This is a genomic window from Type-C symbiont of Plautia stali (genome assembly GCF_059730935.1).
On sequence record NZ_AP035923.1, the window covers coordinates 432,678 to 455,836 of the forward strand.

Annotated in this window: 20 protein-coding genes; 16 read left to right on the plus strand and 4 right to left on the minus strand. The window is 59.2% G+C overall.

The features are described 5' to 3' along the window. Window positions 1–259: 259 nt before the first annotated feature. A complete protein-coding gene (queG, locus tag AC6I7J_RS02070) occupies window positions 260–1,399 on the minus strand; it encodes a tRNA epoxyqueuosine(34) reductase QueG (RefSeq protein ID WP_058771352.1) in 1,140 nt (379 codons plus the stop codon). Here queG and nnr point away from each other — a divergent pair. The 15 genes from nnr to AC6I7J_RS02145 all read left to right on the plus strand — a co-directional run bounded on the left by nnr (window position 1,398) and on the right by AC6I7J_RS02145 (window position 19,436). Continuing rightward, entirely contained in the window at window positions 1,398–2,915 is a 1,518-nt protein-coding gene (gene nnr / locus AC6I7J_RS02075) for a bifunctional ADP-dependent NAD(P)H-hydrate dehydratase/NAD(P)H-hydrate epimerase (protein WP_498006629.1), read from the plus strand. The two genes, queG and nnr, sit on opposite strands and share 2 nt — an antisense overlap. A 3-nt stretch (window positions 2,916–2,918) precedes the next feature. Beyond that, on the plus strand, window positions 2,919–3,395 hold the full coding sequence (gene tsaE, locus AC6I7J_RS02080) for a tRNA (adenosine(37)-N6)-threonylcarbamoyltransferase complex ATPase subunit type 1 TsaE (RefSeq protein ID WP_058775731.1): 477 nt from the start codon (window positions 2,919–2,921) through the stop codon (window positions 3,393–3,395). Further along, window positions 3,395–5,050 (plus strand): N-acetylmuramoyl-L-alanine amidase AmiB, encoded by a 1,656-nt coding sequence (gene amiB, locus AC6I7J_RS02085; protein ID WP_371824683.1) that lies wholly within the window; start codon window positions 3,395–3,397, stop codon window positions 5,048–5,050. The genes tsaE and amiB overlap by 1 nt, the downstream gene beginning before the upstream one ends. Window positions 5,051–5,092: 42 nt before the next feature. Further along, complete coding sequence (gene mutL / locus AC6I7J_RS02090; protein WP_498006631.1) at window positions 5,093–6,970, plus strand: DNA mismatch repair endonuclease MutL; 1,878 nt, start codon at window positions 5,093–5,095, stop codon at window positions 6,968–6,970. Beyond that, entirely contained in the window at window positions 6,963–7,904 is a 942-nt protein-coding gene (gene miaA / locus AC6I7J_RS02095) for a tRNA (adenosine(37)-N6)-dimethylallyltransferase MiaA (protein WP_031280158.1), read from the plus strand. The genes mutL and miaA overlap by 8 nt, the downstream gene beginning before the upstream one ends. 110 nt (window positions 7,905–8,014) lie before the next feature. Next, the gene (gene hfq / locus AC6I7J_RS02100) at window positions 8,015–8,329 is read left to right on the plus strand and encodes an RNA chaperone Hfq (RefSeq protein WP_010618006.1); all 315 of its coding nucleotides are present in this window, start codon (window positions 8,015–8,017) and stop codon (window positions 8,327–8,329) included. A gap of 80 nt (window positions 8,330–8,409) precedes the next feature. Further along, a complete protein-coding gene (gene hflX, locus AC6I7J_RS02105; protein WP_021509763.1) occupies window positions 8,410–9,690 on the plus strand; it encodes a ribosome rescue GTPase HflX in 1,281 nt (426 codons plus the stop codon). Window positions 9,691–9,769: 79 nt separating this feature from the next. Beyond that, window positions 9,770–11,005, plus strand: coding sequence for an FtsH protease activity modulator HflK (gene hflK, locus AC6I7J_RS02110; protein ID WP_021509762.1), 1,236 nt, complete (start codon window positions 9,770–9,772; stop codon window positions 11,003–11,005). Window positions 11,006–11,008: 3 nt separating this feature from the next. After that, complete coding sequence (gene hflC / locus AC6I7J_RS02115) at window positions 11,009–12,013, plus strand: protease modulator HflC (protein WP_021509761.1); 1,005 nt, start codon at window positions 11,009–11,011, stop codon at window positions 12,011–12,013. Window positions 12,014–12,070: 57 nt separating this feature from the next. Next, the gene (locus tag AC6I7J_RS02120) at window positions 12,071–12,271 is read left to right on the plus strand and encodes a DUF2065 domain-containing protein (RefSeq protein WP_031280157.1); all 201 of its coding nucleotides are present in this window, start codon (window positions 12,071–12,073) and stop codon (window positions 12,269–12,271) included. Between the two features lie 175 nt (window positions 12,272–12,446). Continuing rightward, entirely contained in the window at window positions 12,447–13,745 is a 1,299-nt protein-coding gene (locus AC6I7J_RS02125; protein ID WP_058759868.1) for an adenylosuccinate synthase, read from the plus strand. Between the two features lie 195 nt (window positions 13,746–13,940). Next, a complete protein-coding gene (nsrR, locus tag AC6I7J_RS02130) occupies window positions 13,941–14,384 on the plus strand; it encodes a nitric oxide-sensing transcriptional repressor NsrR (protein WP_021509758.1) in 444 nt (147 codons plus the stop codon). A gap of 16 nt (window positions 14,385–14,400) precedes the next feature. Next, complete coding sequence (gene rnr / locus AC6I7J_RS02135; protein WP_058771339.1) at window positions 14,401–16,839, plus strand: ribonuclease R; 2,439 nt, start codon at window positions 14,401–14,403, stop codon at window positions 16,837–16,839. Window positions 16,840–16,977: 138 nt separating this feature from the next. Further along, window positions 16,978–17,712, plus strand: coding sequence for a 23S rRNA (guanosine(2251)-2'-O)-methyltransferase RlmB (gene rlmB, locus AC6I7J_RS02140; protein ID WP_021509756.1), 735 nt, complete (start codon window positions 16,978–16,980; stop codon window positions 17,710–17,712). A gap of 95 nt (window positions 17,713–17,807) precedes the next feature. After that, the gene (locus AC6I7J_RS02145; protein ID WP_498006634.1) at window positions 17,808–19,436 is read left to right on the plus strand and encodes an isovaleryl-CoA dehydrogenase; all 1,629 of its coding nucleotides are present in this window, start codon (window positions 17,808–17,810) and stop codon (window positions 19,434–19,436) included. Here AC6I7J_RS02145 and bsmA read toward each other — a convergent pair. Together bsmA and AC6I7J_RS02155 are read right to left on the minus strand one after the other, a co-directional pair. Next, window positions 19,410–19,736 carry a biofilm peroxide resistance protein BsmA gene (gene bsmA / locus AC6I7J_RS02150; protein ID WP_021509754.1) on the minus strand — a complete coding sequence of 109 codons (327 nt, stop codon included), beginning with the start codon at window positions 19,734–19,736 and terminating at the stop codon, window positions 19,410–19,412. The two genes, AC6I7J_RS02145 and bsmA, sit on opposite strands and share 27 nt — an antisense overlap. A gap of 55 nt (window positions 19,737–19,791) precedes the next feature. After that, window positions 19,792–21,723 carry a methyl-accepting chemotaxis protein gene (locus AC6I7J_RS02155; RefSeq protein WP_498006636.1) on the minus strand — a complete coding sequence of 644 codons (1,932 nt, stop codon included), beginning with the start codon at window positions 21,721–21,723 and terminating at the stop codon, window positions 19,792–19,794. 159 nt (window positions 21,724–21,882) lie between these two features. On the opposite strand from AC6I7J_RS02155, the gene yjfP reads away from it, so the two are divergent. Beyond that, window positions 21,883–22,632, plus strand: coding sequence for an esterase (yjfP, locus tag AC6I7J_RS02160; protein ID WP_058759864.1), 750 nt, complete (start codon window positions 21,883–21,885; stop codon window positions 22,630–22,632). 51 nt (window positions 22,633–22,683) lie between these two features. Here yjfP and AC6I7J_RS02165 read toward each other — a convergent pair whose 3' ends face one another. Continuing rightward, entirely contained in the window at window positions 22,684–22,890 is a 207-nt protein-coding gene (locus AC6I7J_RS02165) for a hypothetical protein (protein ID WP_021509751.1), read from the minus strand. Between the last annotated feature and the right edge of the window lie 269 nt (window positions 22,891–23,159).

Sequence of the window (23,159 nt, forward strand, 5' to 3'; positions counted from 1 at the left end):
GCAACGTGCTGACGGCGTTTTACCCTATCTGCAAAACCGTTTTGAACAGAGTTATCCACAAGCTCTGGACAAGCCCCTGCGCGCAAAACCCGACGTAAATGTTTACAGTAATTATCTAACTCTATGTTTTTTATTGGGTAAATGATATTTCAGACTGTGAATGCCCCTTTTAGACGAAATAACGATCCACGTCACTATTCGGGGAAATAATTTTATTCACAGCATGTGGAAAAGCATAATATCCTGCGCGATTGCTCAATCATGCATCACGCGGTAACCCTTTCTCGACGGCGCGCACCAGCCGCTGCTGCTGTGCCGATTGCACCTCTACCGCCTGCGCCGCGCGCTTTTGCCGCTGCTGCGCTATCGCCCAGTCAATGTGCTCATCCAGCAGCGGATGTTCACCGCGCCGCTGTTCTAATGCCGTGAGATTCTCGGGTGCCCAGGGCGCATTACCCAGCGCCACCGCCACATTACGCAGCCAGCGCAGATGGCCGATGCGGCGAATGGCGGAGCCTTCCGTGACGCGCAGAAAACGGGCTTCATCCCAGCCGAACAGTTCGACCAGCTGCGGCGCGTGCAGCACCGCGCGTGGCGAAAAATCCTCTTCGTCGGTCAGCTGACCATAGCGATTCCACGGGCAGATCAGCTGGCAGTCGTCACAGCCGTAAATGCGGTTGCCGATCAGCGGACGCAGCGCTTCGGGAATGGCGCCTTCCAGTTCAATGGTGAGATAGGAGATGCAGCGGCGCGCATCAACGACATAAGGTTCGACGATGGCGCCGGTCGGGCAGATGGTCATGCAGGCGACGCAGCGGCCGCACTGCTCTTGCTGCGGCTCATCCACCGGCAGCGGTAGATCAATCAGCAGTTCGCCGAGGAAAAACCACGAGCCGGCTTCGCGATTCAGCACCAGCGAATGTTTGCCGGTCCAGCCGAGTCCGGCTTTGACGGCAATCGGCCGCTCCAGAATGGGCGCGGAGTCGACAAACGGACGAAAATTGAGTTCGCCGCAGTGGGCCTGGATTTTTTCTCCGAGCTTTTTCAGTCGATTGCGCAATACTTTGTGGTAATCGCGGCCCAGCGCGTAGCGGCTGACATAACCCAGCTGCGGGTTTTTTAGCGTGCTGGCAAACGCGGCTTTGGCCGGAAGATAGTTCATGCGCACGCTGATCACGCGCAGCGTGCCGGGCAGCAGTTCATGCGGACGGGCGCGCATCATGCCGTGACGCGCCATCCAGTCCATCTCGCCGTGATACTGTTTCTCCAGCCACTGCTGCAGTTTCGGCTCTTCGGCGCTCAGGTCGGTATCGCAAATACCGACCTGCTGAAAGCCGAGTTCGCGCCCCCACTGTTTAATCTGTTGAGCGAGCTGTTGAAGATCGAGAGGGTATGACATGAGAGACCAGGCAATTGAAGCAAACGCACGCAGTTTACCACACTCTGTCTGGCCTGCGCAGGCCATGCCGCAACTGGAGTGCGACGCCGCCGATAGCCTGGGACTGACGCTGTATGAACTGATGCAACGTGCCGGGCAGGCCAGCTATGAACGGATTCGCCAGCAGTGGCCGCAGGCGCAGCACTGGCTGATTTTATGCGGCCATGGTAATAACGGCGGCGATGGCTACGTGGTGGCGCGGCTGGCGCAGGCCGCCGGGCTGAGCGTGACGCTGCTGGCCTGTGACAGCGAACGTCCGCTGCCGGAAGAAGCACAGCAGGCGCGCGACGGCTGGCTGGCGGCGGGCGGCGTGATTCATGCCGCCGACGCCGCCTGGCCGGAACACATCGACGTGATTGTTGATGCGCTGCTGGGCACCGGGCTGAATCGCGCGCCTGCCGCGCCTTACCAGTCGCTGATCGAACAGATCAACGCGCACGCCGCGCCGGTGTTTGCCGTCGATATCCCTTCCGGGCTGGTGGCCGCGACCGGCACCACGCCAGGGGCGGCGGTCATGGCGGACTGTACGCTAAGTATGATTGCGCTGAAGCCTGGTCAGCTCACCGGCAAAGCGCGTGACCACGTCGGCGTGCTGCATTGCGCGACGCTTGGCCTGGACGCGTTTCTGGCTGGCGAGCCGGCGCCAATTCATCGCTACGCTGCAGCGGATTTACCGCGCTGGCTGAAGCCGCGCAAAGCCACCTCGCATAAGGGCGATCACGGCCGTTTGCTGGTGGTCGGCGGCGACAGCGGCACGGCTGGCGCGATCCGCATGACCGGCGAAGCGGCGCTGCGTAGCGGTGCCGGGCTTGTGCGGGTGTTAACGCATGAAGATAATATTGGTCCGATTCTCAGCGCACGACCGGAGCTGATGGTGGATGCCCTGAGCGACGCGCGGCTGGACGACGCGCTGGCGTGGGCGGATGTCATCGCCATCGGCCCCGGTCTTGGCCAGCGTGAATGGGCTCAGAAGGCACTGAAAAAGGTGGCACTGAGTGAAAAGCCGATGCTTTGGGATGCTGATGCGCTTAACCTGCTGGCAATCAATGCAGATAACCGTCAGAATCGCATCATTACGCCGCATCCCGGCGAGGCCGCACGCCTGCTCGGGGTGAAAACCGCAGAGATTGAGAGTGACCGCTTACACGCCGCGCAAACCCTGGCAAACCGCTATGGCGGCGTGGTGGTGCTGAAAGGTGCCGGTACGGTAATTGCCAGCGCGACGGGCGACATGGCGATTGCGGATGTCGGCAATGCAGGCATGGCGTCCGGCGGTATGGGCGATGTGCTGAGCGGTATTATCGCCGCCCTGTTGGGCCAGCAGGCCACCCTGTTTGACGCCGCCTGTGCGGGCTGTGTCGCGCACGGTGCCGCGGCGGATGCGGTAGCGCGACAGCGCGGGACGCGCGGCATGTTAGCCACTGATTTGTTCGCACTGCTGTGGCAGTTTGTTAATCCAGAGATGATCCAACAATAAAGCATGAAGACCTGTGTTATTCCTTTGCCCGATGAGGCGGCAACCCTGAATCTGGGTGCGCAACTGGCCCGCGTTTGCAGCAGCGCGGTGGTGATCTATCTGTATGGCGATCTGGGTGCCGGTAAAACCACCTTCAGCCGCGGCTTTTTGCAGGCGCTTGGCCATCAGGGCAACGTCAAAAGTCCAACCTATACGCTGGTTGAGCCCTATCAGCTGGGCGACCGCAGCCTGTACCATTTCGATCTCTATCGCCTCGCCGACCCGGAAGAGCTGGAGTTTATGGGCATCCGTGACTACTTCAGCGGCGACGCGCTGTGCCTGGTTGAGTGGCCGCAGCAGGGCGCAGGTGTGCTGCCAGAGCCAGATCTGGCACTGACGCTAAGCTACGTCGCCAGCGCGCGCGCAGCGGAAATCCGCGCGCATTCGCCGCTCGGCGACACGCTGCTGCAGCAGTTTCAGCAGGGCAGGGAACCGGCATGATGTCACGCGTTACCGGGATGATGCTCGCCCTGCTGTGTCTGTTCTCCTCGTCGGCGCTGGCCGCGACACTATCGGATATCAAAGTCGATAACGGCGACAGCCAGGCGACTGTGACCCTGAGCTTCAACGGCCAGCCGGTGTATGGCTTCTTTCCGCTACACAACCCGAACCGGGTGGTGCTGGATATTCGCCAGAGCGGCAATATACAGGGGCTGCCGCTCAACTTTAGCGGCGAAAACATCGTTAAACGGATTCGTAATAGCCAGCCGAAGGATAAGCAGAGCATCCGGCTGGTGTTTGAGCTGACCCAGGCGGCGAAAACGCGCGCCAGTACGCAGCGCGACGGCAATCAGTACCGCGTGGTCTTCACCATCAGCGGCACCCAGCCGGCCAGACGCAGCACCGCGGCGGCACCGGTGACGCGTGCGCGCCAGAGCGACAGCGCCACAACCAGCCAGGGCAATCCGTTCAACGCCAATCCGGTGACGGCGGTGACCAGCAGCAACACCACGGTACGTCCGGGCGGTGCTGTCAGCCGTAATGATGCGGTGATCGTGGCGATTGATGCCGGACACGGCGGTCAGGATCCTGGCGCGTCGGGCCAGCACGGCTTACATGAAAAGAATGTCACCATCGCCATCGCGCGGAAGCTCAAGGCGCTGATGGATCAGGACCCGATGTTTAAACCGGTGCTGACGCGTAACGGCGACTACTTTATTTCGGTGATGGGCCGTTCCGAGGTGGCGCGTAAAGAGAACGCTAACCTGCTGGTATCGATTCACGCCGACGCCGCACCGAATCACTCTGCTACCGGGGCTTCGGTTTGGGTGCTGTCCAACCGTCGCGCCAACAGCGAAATGGCTAACTGGCTGGAGCAGAAAGAGAAACAGTCTGAGCTGCTGGGCGGCGCGGGCGATCTGCTGGCGAACAGCCAGGCCGATCCCTACCTGAGCCAGGCGGTGCTGGATCTGCAGTTTGGCCATTCACAGCGCGTCGGCTATGACGTGGCGGTTAAAGTGCTGCAGCAGCTGCGCGGCGTAACGCCGTTGCACAAACGTCTGCCGGAACATGCCAGCCTCGGCGTGCTGCGTTCGCCGGACATCCCTTCTTTACTGGTTGAAACCGGCTTTATCAGTAACGCCGGGGAGGAGCGGCTGCTTGGCAGCAGCGCGTATCAGGAAAAGATTGCCCAGTCGATTTACAAAGGACTGCGTAACTATTTCCTCGCGCATCCGCTGCAATCGGTCCCAAAGGAGGAAAACCGGCCGCTGGATCGCGCACCAGCGGTTAGCGTCGCCAGCAACCCGGCGACCGGCACCGTGCAGTATACCGGTGCTACCCAGCGCCATACCGTGACGCGCGGCGAGACGCTGTCCGGCATCGCCGCGCGATACGGTGTCAGCATGGCGACGCTGCGCGAGCTGAATAACCTGAAGCGCGATGTGGTGTGGGTCGGCCAGCGGCTGAAAGTGCCGGCCGGTTCCGGCGTCAGCAGCGCGGCCAGCCGTCCGGCGCGGCACAAAGTGGTGCGCGGTGATTCGCTGACGGCGATTGCCGCGAAGTACGGCGTCAGCCCGAAAGCCATCATGCAGGCAAATAACATGAAGTCGAGCAACGTGATGCTGGGGCAAAATTTAAAGATTCCACAATCCTGATGAGGGGCTGCGCGCAGCCCATACCTGATAAGGATCACCACCATGCCAATACAGATTTTACCGCCTCAGCTGGCGAACCAGATTGCCGCTGGCGAAGTGGTTGAGCGCCCGGCCTCGGTCGTAAAAGAGCTGGTGGAAAACAGCCTTGATGCCGGAGCGACGCGCATTGAGGTCGATATTGAGAAGGGCGGTGCAAAGCTAATCCGCATCCGCGACAACGGCTGCGGCATTGCCCGAGATGAACTGGCGATGGCGCTGGCCCGCCACGCCACCAGCAAGATCGCCTCGCTGGATGATCTGGAGGCGATTGTCAGCCTCGGCTTTCGCGGCGAAGCGCTGGCGAGTATCAGCTCGGTGTCGCGCCTGACGCTAACGTCGCGCACCGCCGATCAGCAGGAAGCCTGGCAGGCCTATGCCGAAGGGCGCGATATGGCGGTGACGGTCAAACCCGCCGCCCACCCGGTGGGAACCTCGCTGGAAGTGCTCGATCTGTTCTACAACACGCCTGCCCGCCGAAAATTCATGCGCACCGAAAAGACCGAGTTCACCCATATTGATGAGGTGATTCGGCGCATTGCGCTGGCGCGTTTCGACGTTGCGATTTCGCTGACGCACAACGGCAAGCTGGTGCGTCAGTATCGCGGCGTGACACAGGAGGCGCAGCGCGAGCGGCGTCTGGGTGCCATCTGCGGGACGCCTTTCATGCAGCACGCGCTGCGCATTGACTGGCAGCACGACGATCTGGCGCTGCGCGGCTGGGTGGCCGATCCGGCGGGGTCGCGTCAGGTTACCGACCTGCAGTACTGCTACGTTAACGGTCGCATGATGCGCGACAAGCTGATTAATCACGCCATCCGCCAGGCCTATCAAACCCAGCTCGGTGAAGATCAGCAGCCAGCCTACGTGCTGTATCTGGAGATTGACCCGCACCAGGTGGATGTCAACGTGCATCCCGCGAAGCATGAGGTGCGTTTTCATCAGTCGCGTCTGGTGCATGACTTTATCTGGCAGGGCGTGATGAGCGTGCTGCAGGCCAGTCGCAGCGCCGAATTGCTGCTGGCCCATGCCGAAGAGCCGCCGCCGCAGTGGCAGCCAGAGAACCGCCAGGCCGCCGGGGCGAATCACTTTGCCCAGCCGGCAACCGGCGCGCGCAGCGGTGGCAGCGCGGCATCCGGCGGCACGGGCGGCCAGTGGCAGCACAAAGAGCCGGGCTATCGCGCGCGTGAAGGGGCGGTTTATCAGCAGCTGATAAAAACACCGGCGGCGGAGACGCCACGCGCACCGGCCGCTGAACCCGCGCCCGCGCCACGCCCGGCACCCGCGCCACGCCCGGCACCCGCGCGTGAAGCGCCGCTGGCCGCCCATACGCAAAGTTTTGGCCGGGTGCTCAGCGTGGTGCGCGAGCGCTATGCGCTGCTGGAGCGCGGGGAGACGTTGCAGCTGCTGTCATTAAGCGTGGCGGCGCGCTGGCTCAAACAGGCCCAGCTGCAACCCGGCGATGAGGGGCTCAAACCGCAGCCGCTGCTGATCCCGGTACGGCTGAAAATCGCTCACGAAGAGTTAAGCGTGATTGATGCCCAGGCGGCGCTGTTAAGCCAGATGGGCATTGATTTACAACGGGAAGGACAGCATGTGACGCTGCGCGCTGTCCCTTTACCGTTACGAACACAAAATTTACAAATCTTGATTCCAGACCTGTTAGGCTATCTCGCCCGGCAGCAAGAGGTTTCTGCTTCCGCACTGGCCCAGTGGCTGGCGCGACGCGACGATGCGGCAGAACCTCACTGGAATCACTCGCAGGCGATCACGCTGCTGGCAGAGCTCGAACGGCTTTGCCCGCATCTGCTGAAATCGCCGCCTTCAGGTCTGTTACAGACCCTTGAGATTGAGAGCGCGCTAAACGCGTTGAAGCATGAGTGAACTGAACCAGGCTAGCCGGCCAAAGGCAATTTTTTTGATGGGGCCGACCGCCTCCGGTAAGACGGCATTAGCCATTGCGCTGCGTCAGCAACTTCCGGTGGAACTTATTAGCGTTGACTCTGCCTTAATCTATCGCGGGATGGATATTGGCACGGCGAAACCGTCGGCACAGGAGTTGGCGCAGGCACCCCATCGCTTGCTGGACATTCGCGACCCGGCGGAGAGCTATTCCGCTGCTGAGTTTCGTCGCGATGCGCTGGCAGAAATGGCGGAGATTACCCAAAAAGGTAAGATTCCGCTGCTTGTTGGTGGAACCATGCTTTACTTCAAAGCGTTGCTGGAAGGATTGTCGCCGCTGCCCTCGGCCGATCCGGAAGTGCGTCAGCGAATAGAGCAAATGGCGGCGGAAAAAGGCTGGGAAGCCCTGCACCGCCAGCTGTGTGAAATCGATCCGGTCGCCGGTAGTCGTATTCATCCGAATGATCCGCAGAGACTTTCGCGAGCACTGGAAGTTTTTTTTATTTCGGGTAAAACTTTAACGGAACTGACAAAAACGGCCGGTGAAGCGTTACCCTACGATGTGTACCAGTTTGCTATCGCTCCGGCGAGCCGCGAACTGTTACACCAGCGCATCGCGTTGCGTTACGACCAGATGTTAGCGTCAGGTTTTGAAGCGGAGGCTCGGGCACTGTTTGCACGAGGTGATTTGCATACGGACATGCCTTCCATTCGCTGTGTTGGTTACCGTCAGATGTGGTCTTATCTGTCTGGCGAAATCGATTACGACGAAATGGTTTATCGGGGAATTTGCGCCACCCGGCAGCTCGCTAAACGCCAGATGACCTGGTTACGTGGCTGGCCCGACGTCCACTGGTTAGACAGTGACGCGCCAGAATTAGCGCGTAATGCGGTGCTTCAGGTTGTTAGTGCGTAGCAGGGATGATTGTGTACAATTGGTCCGTTATCGTGCGCAAATTTTTACGCAGTTTTTCTGAACCACGGTTCACAAAGTAACAAACAACAAGCATATAAGGAAAAGATAGAATGGCTAAGGGGCAATCATTACAAGACCCGTTTTTGAACGCATTGCGTCGTGAACGTGTACCGGTTTCGATCTATTTGGTGAATGGTATTAAGCTGCAGGGACAAATTGAATCCTTTGATCAGTTCGTCATTCTGTTGAAAAACACGGTAAGCCAGATGGTGTATAAGCACGCCATCTCTACAGTGGTTCCTTCTCGTCCGGTTTCGCACCATAGCAACAACGCGGGCGGCAGCGGTGGCAGTAACTACCACCATGGCGGAAGCAACCAGGGCGCTCAGTCGCAGCCACAACAAGACGGCGATAACGCAGAGTAATTCTGCACGGCCGTAAAGCCAGGGCTGGGGAGCGAGTGCGTTTTCCCGTCCTGGTTATTTTATTTTAGCGAGGTTATAGCTTGTTTGACCGTTATGATGCCGGTGAGCAGGCCGTACTGGTACACATCTGGTTCTCCCAAGACAAAGAGCTGGAAGATTTGCAGGAGTTTGAAACTCTTGTCTCTTCTGCGGGCGTCGATGCGCTGCAAGTGATTACCGGCAGCCGTAAAGCGCCACATCCCAAATATTTTGTCGGTGAAGGAAAGGCAGTTGAAATTGCCGATGCGGTGAAAGCGAGTGGAGCATCGGTCGTTTTATTCGATCATGCCTTATCCCCTGCTCAGGAACGTAATCTTGAGCGGCTGTGCGAATGTCGCGTAATCGATCGCACCGGCTTAATTCTCGATATTTTTGCCCAGCGCGCCCGCACCCATGAAGGGAAATTGCAGGTCGAGCTGGCACAGTTACGCCATCTTGCCACCCGTCTGGTGCGCGGATGGACTCACCTTGAGCGGCAGAAAGGCGGTATCGGCCTGCGTGGACCGGGTGAAACCCAGCTGGAAACCGACCGTCGTTTACTGCGCGGCCGCATCAGCCAGATTCTGTCCCGCCTTGAACGCGTGGAGAAACAGCGTGAGCAGGGACGTCAGGCGCGTGCGAAAGCCGATGTGCCGACCGTCTCCCTGGTGGGCTACACCAACGCCGGCAAATCCACCCTGTTCAACGCCATCACTTCAGCCAACGTGTATGCTGCCGACCAGCTGTTCGCCACGCTGGACCCGACGCTGCGCCGCCTCAACGTGGCCGATGTCGGCGAAGTGGTGCTGGCGGATACGGTAGGCTTTATCCGACACCTGCCGCATGACTTAGTGGCGGCGTTTAAAGCCACCCTGCAGGAAACCCGTCAGGCGTCGCTGCTGCTGCACGTGATTGACGCCGCGGATTTGCGCGTCAATGACAACATCGACGCCGTAAACGAAGTGCTGGCAGAGATTGAAGCCGATGAGATTCCGGTGCTGCTGGTGATGAACAAGATCGATATGCTGGATGGCTTTGAGCCGCGTATCGATCGCGACGAAGAAAACCGGCCTACGCGCGTGTGGCTGTCGGCGCAGAGCGGTGCCGGTTTGCCGCTGCTGTGGCAGGCGCTGTCCGAGCGCTTAGCCGGTGAAGTGGCGCAGTATGATTTACGTCTGCCGCCGGAAGCGGGCCGCCTGCGCAGCCGCTTCTATCAGCTGCAGGCGATTGAAAAAGAGTGGAATGAAGAAGATGGCTGCGTAGGTTTGCAGGTGCGAATGCCGATTGTTGACTGGCGCCGCTTGTGCAAGCAGGAACCGCAGCTCGCCAGTTATATTGTTTGACCGTTGCCCAACTCATTTACCCCAAGACGTGCCCGGCACGTGGCAGGGTAAACTTATATACAATAAATGGAGTAGAGACATGGCGTGGAATCAGCCCGGAAATAACGGACAGGACCGCGACCCGTGGGGAAGCAGCAATAACCAAGGCGGCAACTCTGGGGGAAATAAAGGAGGTCGCGATCAGGGACCTCCTGATCTGGATGATATCTTCCGTAAGCTGAGTAAAAAACTCGGCGGACTGGGCGGTGGCAAACAGAGCGATAACGGCCAGCGCAGCGGCGGCAGCGGTGGCAAACTGGTTGGCATTGTCGCCGTGGCGGCAGTGGTCATCTGGGCAGCCAGTGGTTTCTACACCATCAAAGAAGCGGAACGCGGGGTCGTGACGCGTTTCGGCAAATTCAGCCATCTGGTTGAGCCTGGCCTCAACTGGAAACCGACCTTTATCGATCAGGTGCGGGCCGTCAACGTCGAAGCGGTGCGTGAGCTGGCGGCGTCGGGCGTGATGCTGACTTCGGACGAGAACGTGGTGCGCGTGGAGATGAACGTGCAGTACCGCGTGACCGATCCGGAGCGCTACCTGTATGCGGTGACCAGTGCCGATGACAGCCTGCGTCAGGCTACTGACAGCGCGCTGCGCGGCGTGATTGGCCGCTCGACCATGGACCGTATCCTCACCGAAGGCCGTACCGTCGTGCGTAGCGATACCCAGCGTGAAATCGACGAAACCATTCGTCCTTACAACATGGGTATTACGCTGCTTGACGTCAACTTCCAGGCGGCGCGTCCACCGGAAGAGGTCAAAGCCGCGTTTGACGATGCGATTGCCGCCCGCGAAAACCGCGAGCAGTACGTGCGTGAAGCTGAAGCGTACGCCAACGAAGTGCAGCCGCGTGCTAACGGCCAGGCGCAGCGTATTCTTGAAGAGGCGCGAGCCTACAAAGAGCGGACTGTGCTGGAAGCGCAGGGTGAAGTGGCGCGGTTCGCGCGTCTGCTGCCGGAGTACAAAGCCGCACCGCAGATCACCAAAGAACGTCTCTACATTGAAAGCATGGAGCGCGTGCTCAGCCATACCCGCAAAGTGCTGGTTAACGACCGTGGCAACAGCCTGATGGTGCTGCCGCTGGATCAGCTGATGCGTGGCGGCCAGGCAGGCGGCCAGAGCGGTCAGAACAATGCCAATCTGATGAAGTTACCGTCGTCACCGGGCAGCAATGCCGGCCGCGGCGACACTTCATCCTACAGTCCGGACAGCATCATGGATCAGCGTCGCGCCAATGCGCTGCGTAACGATACCCAGCGCGAAGGGAGGGAGTAATCGATGCGTAAGCCAATCATCGCCGTAATTATTGTTGTTCTGGTGGTGCTGTACGCCTCACTGTTCGTGGTGCAGGAAGGCCAGCGCGGTATCGTGCTGCGCTTTGGTAAAGTGCTGCGTGATGATGAGAACAAGCCGCAGGTGTACGCACCGGGCCTGCACTTCAAGATTCCGTTTATCGAAACCGTGAAGTCGCTGGATGCGCGCATCCAGACCATGGATAACCAGGCCGATCGTTTCGTCACCAAAGAGAAGAAAGACCTGATTGTTGACTCTTACATCAAGTGGCGCATCAGCGATTTCAGCCGTTACTACCTCGCGACCGGCGGTGGCGATGTGTCTCAGGCGGAAGTGCTGCTGAAACGTAAATTCAGCGACCGTCTGCGTTCAGAAATGGGCCGTCTTGATGTGAAAGATATCGTCACCGACTCGCGTGGCCGTCTGACTACCGACGTACGCGATGCGCTGAACACCGGCAGTGCCGGCAATGACGACGAAGTGCAGACGCCAGCCGCTGACGATGCGATTGCCAGCGCGGCTGCCCGCGTTGAGCGCGAGACCAACAGCAATGAGCCAGCGCCAAACCCGAACAGTATGGCGGCGCTGGGTATTCAGGTGGTCGACGTGCGCATCAAGCAGATCAACCTGCCGACCGAAGTGTCGGACGCGATCTACAACCGTATGCGCGCCGAGCGTGAAGCGGTAGCACGTAGCCAGCGCTCACAGGGTCAGGAAGAGGCGGAAAAACTGCGCGCCCAGGCCGATTACCAGGTAACCCGTACGCTGGCAGAAGCGCAGCGTCAGGCGCTGATCAGCCGTGGTGAAGGGGATGGTGAAGCGGCCAAGCTGTTCGCCGACGCTTTCAGCCAGGATCCTGATTTCTACGCCTTTATCCGCAGCCTGCGTGCCTATGAGAACAGCTTCGCGGACAATCAGGACGTGATGGTGCTGAGCCCGGATAGCGATTTCTTCCGCTATATGAAGGCGCCAACTAACGTCTCGCGTTAATAACTGTTATAACCTTGAGGCCGACACTGATGTCGGCCTTTTTTTTGGGAAAACAGAATGAACACAACCGTCTGGATGGCGCTGGCTTTGGTGCTGGTGCTGGAGGGATTAGGACCGATGCTGCTGCCGCGCCTGTGGCGTCGCATGATTCTGGCGATGACGCAGTTACCGGACCGTATACTGCACCGTTTTGGCGGCGGGCTGGTGGTGGCGGGCGTGGTGATTTACGCCATGCTGAGCACGCACGCGAATGGCTGAGCAAAAATCTGCGCCCTGCCGCACGGCTAAATTGTGTCTGCTGCAGAGCATTGCCCCCAACATGTTGTAGTGATCAAAACTCAGGCAAAAAACAGCGCAATCGTATGCTAAAAGTGCTGAAAGAGTGAAAATCCGATGGTAGAATCCATTTTTAAGCAATCGGTGATTTTAGAAAATGGGTAAGAACGTCGTCGTACTGGGCACCCAATGGGGTGATGAAGGTAAAGGTAAGATCGTAGACCTTCTGACTGAACGCGCGAAATATGTTGTGCGTTACCAGGGTGGCCACAATGCAGGCCATACACTTGTCATCAACGGTGAGAAAACCGTCCTCCACTTAATTCCCTCTGGCATCCTGCGTGAAAACGTCACCAGCATCATTGGTAATGGTGTTGTGCTGTCGCCTGAAGCCCTGATGAAAGAGATGAACGGTCTGGAAGCGCGCGGTGTGCCGGTACGTGAACGTCTGCTGATCTCTGAAGCTTGTCCGCTGATTCTGCAATACCATGTGGCGATGGACCTGGCGCGTGAAAAAGCGCGCGGTGCCAAAGCTATCGGTACCACCGGTCGTGGTATCGGCCCAGCCTATGAAGATAAAGTTGCCCGTCGCGGTCTGCGCGTCAGCGACCTGTTCAACAAAGAAACCTTCGCCGTGAAGCTGAAAGAGATCGTTGATTTCTACAACTTCCAGCTGGTGAACTACTACAAAGAAGATGCAGTAGACTACGATAAAGTGCTGAGCGATGTACTGGCGGTGGCCGACATCCTGACCGGCATGGTCGTCGACGTGTCTGAACTGCTGGACGGCGCGCGTAAGCGTGGCGACCTGATCATGTTCGAAGGCGCACAGGGTACGCTGCTGGATATCGACCACGGTACGTATCCGTACGTGACTTCGTCCAACACCACTGCCGGTGGCGTGGCGACCGGTTCAGGTATCGGTCCACGCTACGTGGATTACGTGCTGGGCATCGTCAAAGCTTACTCCACCCGCGTTGGTGCCGGTCCATTCCCGACCGAACTGTTTGATGAAACTGGCGAGTTCCTGTGTGAGAAAGGTAATGAGTTCGGTGCCACCACCGGCCGTCGTCGTCGTACCGGCTGGCTGGATGCGGTAGCTGTGCGCCGCGCGGTGCAGATCAACTCCCTGTCCGGCTTCTGCATGACCAAACTGGACGTGCTGGATGGCCTGAAAGAGGTGAAAATCTGCGTCGGTTACCGTATGCCGGATGGCCGCGAGATGACCACCACGCCGCTGGCGGCAGAAGGCTGGGAAGGCATCGAGCCGATTTATGAAACTCTGCCGGGCTGGAGTGAAAACACCTTTGGTGTTAAAACACTGGAAGGCCTGCCGCAGGCAGCACGTGATTACATCAAACGTGTTGAAGAAGTGACTGGCGTGCCGATTGATATTATTTCAACCGGTCCCGACCGTAGTGAGACCATGATTCTGCGCGATCCGTTCGACGCTTAATCACGTTTTGCAGGCCGGACACTGTCCGGCCTTCGTTTATCTGCTCTTTGACTCCGCTCACTTCATTTTTTCCTGCTGGTTTCAGGAGTTGCAGGAAAAAAGCGCTCCGGGTTTTCCACACTGGTTTATCATCAATGTTAATCGAAGCGCTCACGGGCGTTATAACAACAATATCGATGATTCACTGAGGTACATGTGCAGCTAACAAGTTTTACCGATTTCGGTCTGCGCGCCCTGATTTACATGGCGACATTGCCGCAAGGTCAGCAGACCAACATTACCGAAGTCACCGATACCTACGGGGTATCGCGTAACCATATGGTTAAAATCATCAATCAACTGAGCCGGGCCGGCTTTGTTGCCGCGACACGCGGTAAAAACGGCGGAATTCGTTTAGGCATGGACCCGGAAAAAATCGTCATTGGCGATGTCGTGAGAAAAATGGAGCCTTTGCAGCTGGTAAATTGTAAAGAGTGTGCGATAAATCCCGCCTGTCGCCTGCGTAGCGCGCTGAATAATGCGGTCCAGCTATTCCTGCAGGAACTGGATAAATATACGCTCGCCGACCTGGTGCAAAACAACGATTCGCTTTACCACATCTTATTGTCCGAACCGCCGGTGGCAATTCCACATAAATGACATCGGAGGAACCGTAATGTCAAAAGATCCCTTTCAGGATAGAGAAGCTGAAAAGTACGAAAATCCTATTCCCAGTCGGGAATTTATCCTCGCGCTATTAGAAAAGCGTGAAAAGCCGGCGAGCCGCGAAGAGATCGCCGAAGAGTTAAACATCACCAGCGAAGATCAGCTTGAAGCGCTGCGTCGCCGCCTGCGCGCCATGGAGCGTGACGGCCAGCTGGTGTTCACCCGTCGCCAGTGCTACGCCCTGCCGGAGCGTCTGGATTTACTGCGCGGCAAAGTGATTGGCCATCGCGATGGCTACGGCTTCCTGCGCGTTGATGGTCAGAAAGATGACTTCTACCTCTCGGCGGAGCAGATGAAGTTCTGCCTGCACGGTGATGTCATCCTCGCCCAGCCAGGCGGCTCCGACCGCAAAGGGCGGCGTGAAGCGCGCGTGGTTCGCGTGCTGGAACCGCGCAACAGCCAGATTGTTGGCCGCTACTTCACCGATGCCGGCACCGGCTTCGTGGTACCGGACGACAGCCGTCTGAGTTTTGACATTCTGATCCCGGCGGAAGAGACGCTGAATGCGCGTATGGGATCGGTGGTCGTGGTGGAGATCGTACAGCGCGCGACGCGCCGCAGCAAAGCCATTGGCAAAATTACTGAAATTCTCGGCGACAACATGGGCACCGGTCTGGCCGTGGATATGGCGCTGCGCACCCATGAAATTCCCCACTCATGGCCGGAAGAAGTTGAGAAAGAGATTTCCAGACTGAAAGAGCAGGTACCGGAATCGGCGAAAAAAGGCCGCGTCGACCTGCGTGAACTGCCGCTGGTGACCATCGACGGTGAAGACGCGCGTGACTTCGATGACGCCGTTTACTGCGAGAAAAAACGCGGCGGCGGCTGGCGCCTGTGGGTGGCAATTGCCGACGTCAGCTATTACGTGCGTCCCGGCACCGCGCTGGATAACGAAGCGCAGCAGCGCGGCACCTCGGTCTACTTTCCGTCACAGGTGATACCGATGCTGCCGGAGATCCTCTCGAACGGCCTGTGCTCGCTCAATCCGCAGGTGGATCGCCTGTGCATGGTGTGCGAGATGACCATCTCGGCCAGCGGTAAACTCACCGGCTTCAAACATTACGAAGCGGTGATGAACTCACATGCGCGTCTGACCTACAACAAAGTGTGGAGCATTCTGCAGGGCAACCCGGAGCTGCGTGAACAGTATGCGGCGCAGGTGAAGCACCTCGAAGAGCTGCACCGCATGTATGAGGTGCTGGAAACCGCCCGCGAACAGCGCGGTGGCATCTCGTTTGAAACCGACGAAGCCAAATTCATCTTCAACGCTGAGCGTCGCATTGAGCGCGTGGAGCGCACTGTACGTAACGATGCGCACAAGCTGATTGAAGAGTGCATGATTCTGGCCAACATCGCCTCCGCGCGTTTCGTTGAGAAACATCAGGAGCCGGCGCTGTTCCGCGATCACGATCGCCCGAGCGAAGACAGCATCACCAGCTTCCGTACCGTGCTGGGCGAGCTGGGCCTCAGCCTGCCGGGTGGGTCGAAACCGCAGCCGATCGATTATGCCGATCTGCTGACGCAGATTGCCGACCGTCCGGATGCTGAAATGCTGCAAACCATGCTGCTGCGTTCGATGAAGCAGGCGGTGTACGATCCGGAAAACCGTGGTCACTTTGGCCTGGCGCTGGCGTCGTATGCGCACTTTACCTCGCCGATCCGTCGCTATCCGGATCTGCTGCTGCACCGTGCCATCAAGTACCTGCTGGCTAAAGAGCAGGGCACGGTAAAAGGCAACACCACGCCAACCGGTGGTTATCACTACGATATGCAGCAGATGCTGCAGCTGGGTCAGCACTGTTCGATGACCGAACGCCGTGCCGACGAAGCGACGCGCGATGTGGCCGACTGGCTGAAGTGCGACTTTATGCAGGATCAGGTGGGTAACGTATTCAACGGCGTGATCTCCAGCGTGACCGGCTTTGGCTTCTTTGTTCGCCTCAACGATCTGTTCATTGATGGCCTGGTGCACGTCTCCACGCTGGACAATGATTACTATCGCTTCGATCCGGTGGGGCAGCGTCTGATTGGTGAATCCGGCGGTCGCACTTACCGTCTGGGTGATGCGGTGGAAGTGCGCGTTGACGCGGTGCACATGGATGAGCGCAAGATCGATTTCGCGCTGATCTCCAGCAAACGCGTACCGCGCGGTGAAGGGAAAACCGCGCGCGAGCGTGAGAAGCGTGGCGGCAAGCCACCGGCGAAGCGGCGTCGCGATGCGGGTCGCAAGGGCAACTTTGAGCCGGACGCTGCTTTCCGCGGTGAGAAACAGCCGCCTGCGGCGAATAAAAGCGAGAAAAAAAGCAAAAAAGTCTCCGAAAAAACCCGTAAAATCGCCGCCGCAACCAAGGCGAAGCGCGCAGTGAAGAAGAAGGCCAGCGAAGCCTGATGGCCTCTTCACCCGCCAGCGGCCAGGTGCGTCAGCGCTGACGCACCTTACTCAACCCTGTTTCGCAGGCTGCGCCCCAACGCGCAGCCTGATTAATGTTCTGTATTCAACGATATACATCCAACCTTGAGCAAAGTAATGAGTGAAATAATTTTTGGCATTCACGCCGTGCAGGCGCTGCTGGAGCGTGATCCCCAGCGTTTTCAGGAAGTCTTTATCCTTAAAGGCCGCGATGACCGCCGCCTGCAGCCGCTGATCGCCGCACTGGAAGCTCAGGGAATTGTGATTCAGCTGGCCAACCGCCAGTGGCTCGACGGCCAGGTCGAAGGCGGCGTGCACCAGGGCATCGTGGCGCGCGTTAAGCCGGGTAAAAACTATCAGGAAGGCGATCTGCCGGATCTGCTGGCTTCACTGGATCAGCCGTTCCTGCTGATTCTGGATGGCGTCACCGATCCGCATAACCTGGGTGCCTGCCTGCGCAGCGCCGATGCGGCCGGTGTGCATGCGGTGATCGTGCCGAAAGACCGTTCGGCACCGCTCAACGCCACGGCGAAAAAAGTCGCCAGCGGGGCGGCGGAAAACGTGCCGCTGATTCGCGTCACCAATCTGGCGCGCACCATGCGTCTGCTGCAGGAGTACAACGTCTGGATCGTCGGCACGGCCGGTGAAGCAGACCACACGCTGTATCAGAGCAAAATGACCGGCGCGATGGCGCTGGTGATGGGTGCGGAAGGAGAAGGCATGCGCCGCCTGACGCGCGAACACTGCGATGAGCTGATCAGCATCCCGATGGCCGGCAGCGTCTCTTCCCTCAACGTTTCGGTGGCCACCGGCGTTTGTCTGTTCGAAGCGGTGCGCCAGCGCCAGGCGTGATCGCCGCCGCAAAACCTCAGCTGTACCAGGCATAACTGCACATCCTCTCCATACTTATAGCCACATCAGTACGGGCAACAGGAGAGGAGAGTGCCATGGCCTGGACCACTCACAGCGTATTCAATCAACCATCTCCGCTCAGCAACAGCAATCTCTTCACCGGCGACAGCGCGCTGTGCGAGGCGGTGGTGCGTGAAGGGGCCGGCTGGGACCGCGAATGGCTGGCGTCCGTCGGCCTGCAGCTCGGCAGCGCGGAGTCACTGGAATTAGGTCGCCTGGCCAATGCACAGCCGCCGGAGCTGCTGCGTTACGACGCGCGCGGTGAGCGACTCGACGAGGTGCGCTTTCATCCTGCCTGGCATCTGCTGATGCAGGGCGTGTGCGCCAGCCGGTTACATAACCTGAGCTGGCAGCCTGACGTGCAGGGCAGCGCCATGGTGGCACGCGCGGCGCGTTTCATTCTGCATGCGCAGGTGGAAGCCGGTTCGCTCTGCCCGGTAACCATGACTCACGCCGCGATCCCGCTGCTGCAAACCCATCTGCCCGCTCCCTACGCCGACTGGCACGATCGGCTGCTGAGCGATCGGTATGATGCGCATCATCTGCCCGGCAGCCAGAAGCGCGGCCTGCTGATTGGCATGGGCATGACGGAGAAGCAGGGCGGCACCGATGTGCTGAGCAACACCACACGCGCCGAACCGCCTGGCACGCGTGCGCCGGGCGAACCCTGGCGCATCACCGGCCACAAATGGTTCTTCTCGGTGCCGCAAAGCGACGCGCACCTGATTCTGGCGCAGACCGCCGCCGGGCTGAGCTGCTTCTTTCTGCCGCGCCTGCTGCCGGACGGCACGCGCAACGCCATTCGTCTTGAACGCCTGAAAGACAAGCTGGGCAACCGCGCCAATGCCAGCGCCGAAGTGGAGTTTCAGGATGCCTTCGGCTGGTTGCTGGGTGAGGAGGGCGATGGCGTGCGGCTGATCCTGAAAATGGGCGGTATGACGCGCTTTGACTGCGCGCTCGGCAGCCATGGCCAGATGCGACGCGCGCTGGCGATTGCGCTGCATCACGCCGGTCAGCGCCAGGTGATGGGCAAAAACCTTAGCGATCAGCCGCTGATGCGCGCGGTGCTGGCGCAGCAGGCACTGCAGCTGGAGGGACAAACCGCACTGCTGCTGCGTCTGGCGCGCGCCTGGTCAACGCCAGCCAGCGCGCATGAACGGCTGTATGCACGCCTGTTCACTCCGGCGGCCAAGTTCGTGATCTGCAAAGCCGGTATGCCGTTTGTGGCTGAAGCCATGGAGGTGCTGGGCGGCATTGGCTACTGCGAAGAGAGTGAACTGCCGCGCCTGTATCGCGAGATGCCGGTGAACAGCATCTGGGAGGGCTCGGGTAACGTGATGTGCCTGGATGTGCTGCGTGTACTGGGACGGCATGCGGAGTTGCTTAGTATGCTGCAGGATGAGTTTGATGCAGTGAAGGGCAGCAATCGCCACTTCGATCGCTGCTGGCGTCAGCTGCGGTTGCAACTCGGCAACCTGCGCGAAGAGCAGGGACGGCAGGTCAGCGATATGCTGATTCGGCTGGCGAGTGCCGCGGTGCTGCTGAAAGCGGCAGAACCGCCGCTGGCGGACAGCTGGTGCGCGCGTTATCTCTCATCGCGCCCGGCACAGGCGCTGAGTGATGATCTGAGCGCACGCTTACTGCAGCGTGCTACTGCCGCCTGAGGGCGCGCCGTACAGAATGGCGGTGGCATACCAGAAGCCAGGCATGGTGGTCTCATCGACCATCAGGATCTGATAGTAAACCGCACCGCTCTGATTGGCGCGTGCAGCGATCGCACGCTGCACATCATCCGGCGAGCCGCGTGAATGGGCGCTGACGGTGCCAAGCTTCGGCAGGCCATAGCTTTGCGCGCGGGTGATCTCCTGCGCCTGAGTGGTGGGCGCTGGCGGGGGTTGTGGCGTAGTGTGCAGTGCGGCACAGCCGCTCAACAGCAGGCCCAGCAGCAGAATAAGCGTACGCATGGTGGCTCCGGAAAACAGGCAGATGACTCAAGTGTAAGCCATCTGCCCGTGCTCATCAGTCGTTGAGGCGGAAAATACTCACCAGTTGGGTCAGATGATGGCCTTTCTGACTCAGGTGCTGCGCCGTGTGCTCGGACTGGTTAATCATGTCGCTGCTCTGATGGGTCGCATGGCTGATGTGGTTCATTGCCAGATTGACCTGACCAATACCAGCAGCCTGCTCCTGGGCGGCGATATTGATTTCCCCCATCAGGGTTTTCACCTGTTCGATATGGCTGACAATATGGCTCATGGCGTCACGCGTTTGTTCCGAGAGCGCATGGCCGGCGGCCACTTTGTCGATCGAACTGGCAATCAGCCCGTCAATCTCCTTCGCCGCATTAGCGCTGCGCTGCGCCAGCGCACGCACTTCCGCAGCGACGACCGCGAAGCCTTTGCCGTGCTCACCGGCGCGCGCCGCCTCAACCGCAGCGTTGAGCGCCAGAATATTGGTCTGGAAGGCAATCGACTCGATCACGTGGGTAATGTCGGCGATGCTCTGCGAGGCAATGCGAATCTCCGCCATGGTCTCTACCGAGCGCGCCACGGTGCTGCCGCCCTGGCTGACGGTGCTGGCGGCTTCACCGACCAGCGCCATCGCCTGACGCACGTTAGCGGCGGTTTGCGCCACGGTTGCGCCAAACTGCTCCATGCTGGCCGAGGTCTCTTCGACGCTGCTCGCCTGGCGGCCAATCTGCTCGCTGATGCTGGAACTGCTGGCCGCAATGGTGTCGGTGCCGTCGCTGATCTCACGCGCGGCGGCGCGTACCTGGCCTACCACTTTCTCCAGACCGTCGCCAATGCCGTTAATCGCGTTCACCAGCTGGCCGATCTCGTCGCGGCGCGCTGAGTCGAGGTGCGCCTGCAGATTACCCGCCGCGTACTGCTCGGCCAGATGGATCACCTGCTGCAGCGGCCGGGTAATGGCGCGCCGGCTATACAGCACAAAGCCAATGGCAAAGGCGAGCACCAGCGCCAGGCCAATCAGCATGAACAGATTGCGGCTGTGGGTGATCGGTGCCAGCAGGCTGGCGCGGCTGACTTCACCGGCGATAATCCAGTTCCAGCCCGGCAGTTGCTGCCATGCCAGCAGGCGGGTTTCGCCCTGATGCGCGATCTCCAGCAGGCCGTGCGGCTGCGTCAGGATCTGCTGCTGTACGCTGCGATCCCAGTCCGGCAGCTTGCCTTCTGACTGACGGGCAAACAGATACTGGCCCTGTGCGCTGCCCGGCGTGCCGTTCAGCACGAAGAAGCTGCCGCTGTCACCGAGACGTCGCGCCAGCACTTTCTCCCGCATCAGCGCGTACTGTTTATCAATCTGCACGCCAACAAACAGAATGGCGATCACTGCGCCGCTGTCGTCCTGCACCGGCTGGTATTGAGTGATATAGCGATGGCCGAACAGCGTCGCCAGGCCGCGATACACTTCGCCCTTATTCACGCTGCGCCACGCCGCGCTGCTGCGATCAAGCTGGGTGCCAACCGCGCGGCTGCCATCCTCTTTCTTCAGTGAGGTCGCGATGCGAATGTAATCCTCGCCGTCGCGCACAAAAATGGTGGAGACTGCACCGGTACGATCGAGAAAATCGTCCACGGCGATCTGATCGAGGTTGAGGGTTTTCAGCCCGGCACGCAGCGTCGGCGTGCTGAACGATCCCACCTGAATGCGTGAGCTGTCGTCACGGCTGAATCGCTTGGGTAAAAAGCTCTGAAACAGCCGGGTATAGTTCGCCACTTCTTCCGATAAGGTCGCGTTAAACATCGTGGCCATTTCATTAATGCCGAGCACCTGGTTTTGCATATCGTCGACAGCCAGCTGCTCCAGCTGGCGCGCGGCGTTATGGCTGAGCGTTAACGTCAGGGCAAACAGCACGATTGCCACACTGAAAGACGTCAATACAGACAGCTTAATTCCGAGACTCATGGCGCTGAGAGAGAGACGCTTCATAAAGTACCTTTAATAAATAACTGGAGGGGTACAGGATCAACGGCAAAATGCGGCAAATGTTTAGGGCAGAAATTAATCGAAATAAATGTGATGTGGCTCGCGTTTTGGCCGGCAGCACGTACACTGAGACCAGTGATAATCATTCTCAACGGAGACGGTATGATTGAGTTGGCAACGGAGAACCTGGCGGGCATTGAGTGTATTCACGCGGCACCGGCCGGACAGCGGCTGGCGCGCTTACCCACCATCCTATTTTATCACGGCTTTACCTCATCGAAAGAGGTCTACAGCTACTTCGCCGTGGCGCTGGCACAGGCCGGTTTCCGTGTGGTGATGCCGGATGCAGAGATGCACGGCGCGCGCTACAACGGCGATACCGACGCGCGCATGACGCACTTCTGGGAGATTTTGCGCCAGAACATCGATGAAGTGCCGCTGCTGGAAGCGGTGCTGCGCGACAACGATTGGGTGGCAGATGAGCGTTTCGCTATTGCCGGCGCCTCAATGGGCGGGATGACCGCGCTGGGCGCGATGGCACGCTATCCACACCTGCACAGCGTTGCCTGTCTGATGGGCTCCGGCTACTTCATGCAGCTCAGTCAGACGCTGTTCCCGCCGCTGGTGGCGCACACGCCAGAGCAAAAAGCGGCGTTACAGGCGCGGCTGGCCCCGCTGGCGGCCTACGATCCCTGTCAGCAGCTGGCGCAGCTGGCTAACCGGCCGCTGCTGTTATGGCACGGTGAAGCGGATGAAGTCGTACCGTTTGCCGAAACGGTACGGCTGGAGAAGGCGTTGCGCGAGGCGCAGCTCGACAGCCGGCTCACCTTTCTGGCGGAAAAGCAGATCGGGCACAAAATCACGCCGCCAGCGCTCACCGCGCTGGTCAGTTTCTTTAAACATCATTTGTAAAACGGAACGGGCTGGCGGCGCGGAGCACGCCAGCCCTAAAGACAGGCCGGACTACAGTTGTGACGACAAGCGGTCGGCGGCGCTGGTGTTCGCGCTGACCGGGTTACCGCCTGGCGCATCCAGCCGGTTAACGTAGACATAGCCTGAAGCCGCTTTGCTGCTGTTACTTCTCATCTGCAGCGCCTGGTCAGCGGAGCTGGCAAGAGCGGGGGTAGACAGGAAGAGACCCAGTAAAGTGGCGATAATGACAGCTTTCATAATCGACTCCTCACTCCAGGGATTTCACTCTCAGGCGCGCTGATTAAGCCAAACCGTTGCGCCTGTAGAGAGTTTAGTTCTTCACCAGTACGACGCCAGATCGTCGTGCTGAACGCCTCGTTCAGGGATTTTGAACAATCTCTGACTAACCTGCTGAATCTCAATCCTTAGCACAAAAGGTGTCCCCGCCTGGCACGACAGCGACAATTTGATGAATTGTGCGCTTGAGTTTCCCCGGCGAGGTCAGTATGATTACGCGTCAATTTTTC

Excerpts from the sequence above, each read along its gene's own strand:
- yjfP (WP_058759864.1), top strand. The coding sequence starts at position 21,883 with ATGATTGAGTTGGCAACGGAGAACCTGGCGGGCATTGAGTGTATTCAC.
- rlmB (WP_021509756.1), top strand. The coding sequence starts at position 16,978 with ATGAGTGAAATAATTTTTGGCATTCACGCCGTGCAGGCGCTGCTGGAG.
- mutL (WP_498006631.1), top strand. The coding sequence starts at position 5,093 with ATGCCAATACAGATTTTACCGCCTCAGCTGGCGAACCAGATTGCCGCT.
- tsaE (WP_058775731.1), top strand. The coding sequence starts at position 2,919 with ATGAAGACCTGTGTTATTCCTTTGCCCGATGAGGCGGCAACCCTGAAT.
- AC6I7J_RS02155 (WP_498006636.1), bottom strand. The coding sequence starts at position 21,723 with ATGAAGCGTCTCTCTCTCAGCGCCATGAGTCTCGGAATTAAGCTGTCT.
- hflC (WP_021509761.1), top strand. The coding sequence starts at position 11,009 with ATGCGTAAGCCAATCATCGCCGTAATTATTGTTGTTCTGGTGGTGCTG.
- bsmA (WP_021509754.1), bottom strand. The coding sequence starts at position 19,736 with ATGCGTACGCTTATTCTGCTGCTGGGCCTGCTGTTGAGCGGCTGTGCC.
- amiB (WP_371824683.1), top strand. The coding sequence starts at position 3,395 with ATGTCACGCGTTACCGGGATGATGCTCGCCCTGCTGTGTCTGTTCTCC.
- AC6I7J_RS02125 (WP_058759868.1), top strand. The coding sequence starts at position 12,447 with ATGGGTAAGAACGTCGTCGTACTGGGCACCCAATGGGGTGATGAAGGT.
- AC6I7J_RS02120 (WP_031280157.1), top strand. The coding sequence starts at position 12,071 with ATGAACACAACCGTCTGGATGGCGCTGGCTTTGGTGCTGGTGCTGGAG.
- nnr (WP_498006629.1), top strand. The coding sequence starts at position 1,398 with ATGAGAGACCAGGCAATTGAAGCAAACGCACGCAGTTTACCACACTCT.
- hflK (WP_021509762.1), top strand. The coding sequence starts at position 9,770 with ATGGCGTGGAATCAGCCCGGAAATAACGGACAGGACCGCGACCCGTGG.
- queG (WP_058771352.1), bottom strand. The coding sequence starts at position 1,399 with ATGTCATACCCTCTCGATCTTCAACAGCTCGCTCAACAGATTAAACAG.
- AC6I7J_RS02165 (WP_021509751.1), bottom strand. The coding sequence starts at position 22,890 with ATGAAAGCTGTCATTATCGCCACTTTACTGGGTCTCTTCCTGTCTACC.
- AC6I7J_RS02145 (WP_498006634.1), top strand. The coding sequence starts at position 17,808 with ATGGCCTGGACCACTCACAGCGTATTCAATCAACCATCTCCGCTCAGC.
- miaA (WP_031280158.1), top strand. The coding sequence starts at position 6,963 with ATGAGTGAACTGAACCAGGCTAGCCGGCCAAAGGCAATTTTTTTGATG.
- rnr (WP_058771339.1), top strand. The coding sequence starts at position 14,401 with ATGTCAAAAGATCCCTTTCAGGATAGAGAAGCTGAAAAGTACGAAAAT.
- hfq (WP_010618006.1), top strand. The coding sequence starts at position 8,015 with ATGGCTAAGGGGCAATCATTACAAGACCCGTTTTTGAACGCATTGCGT.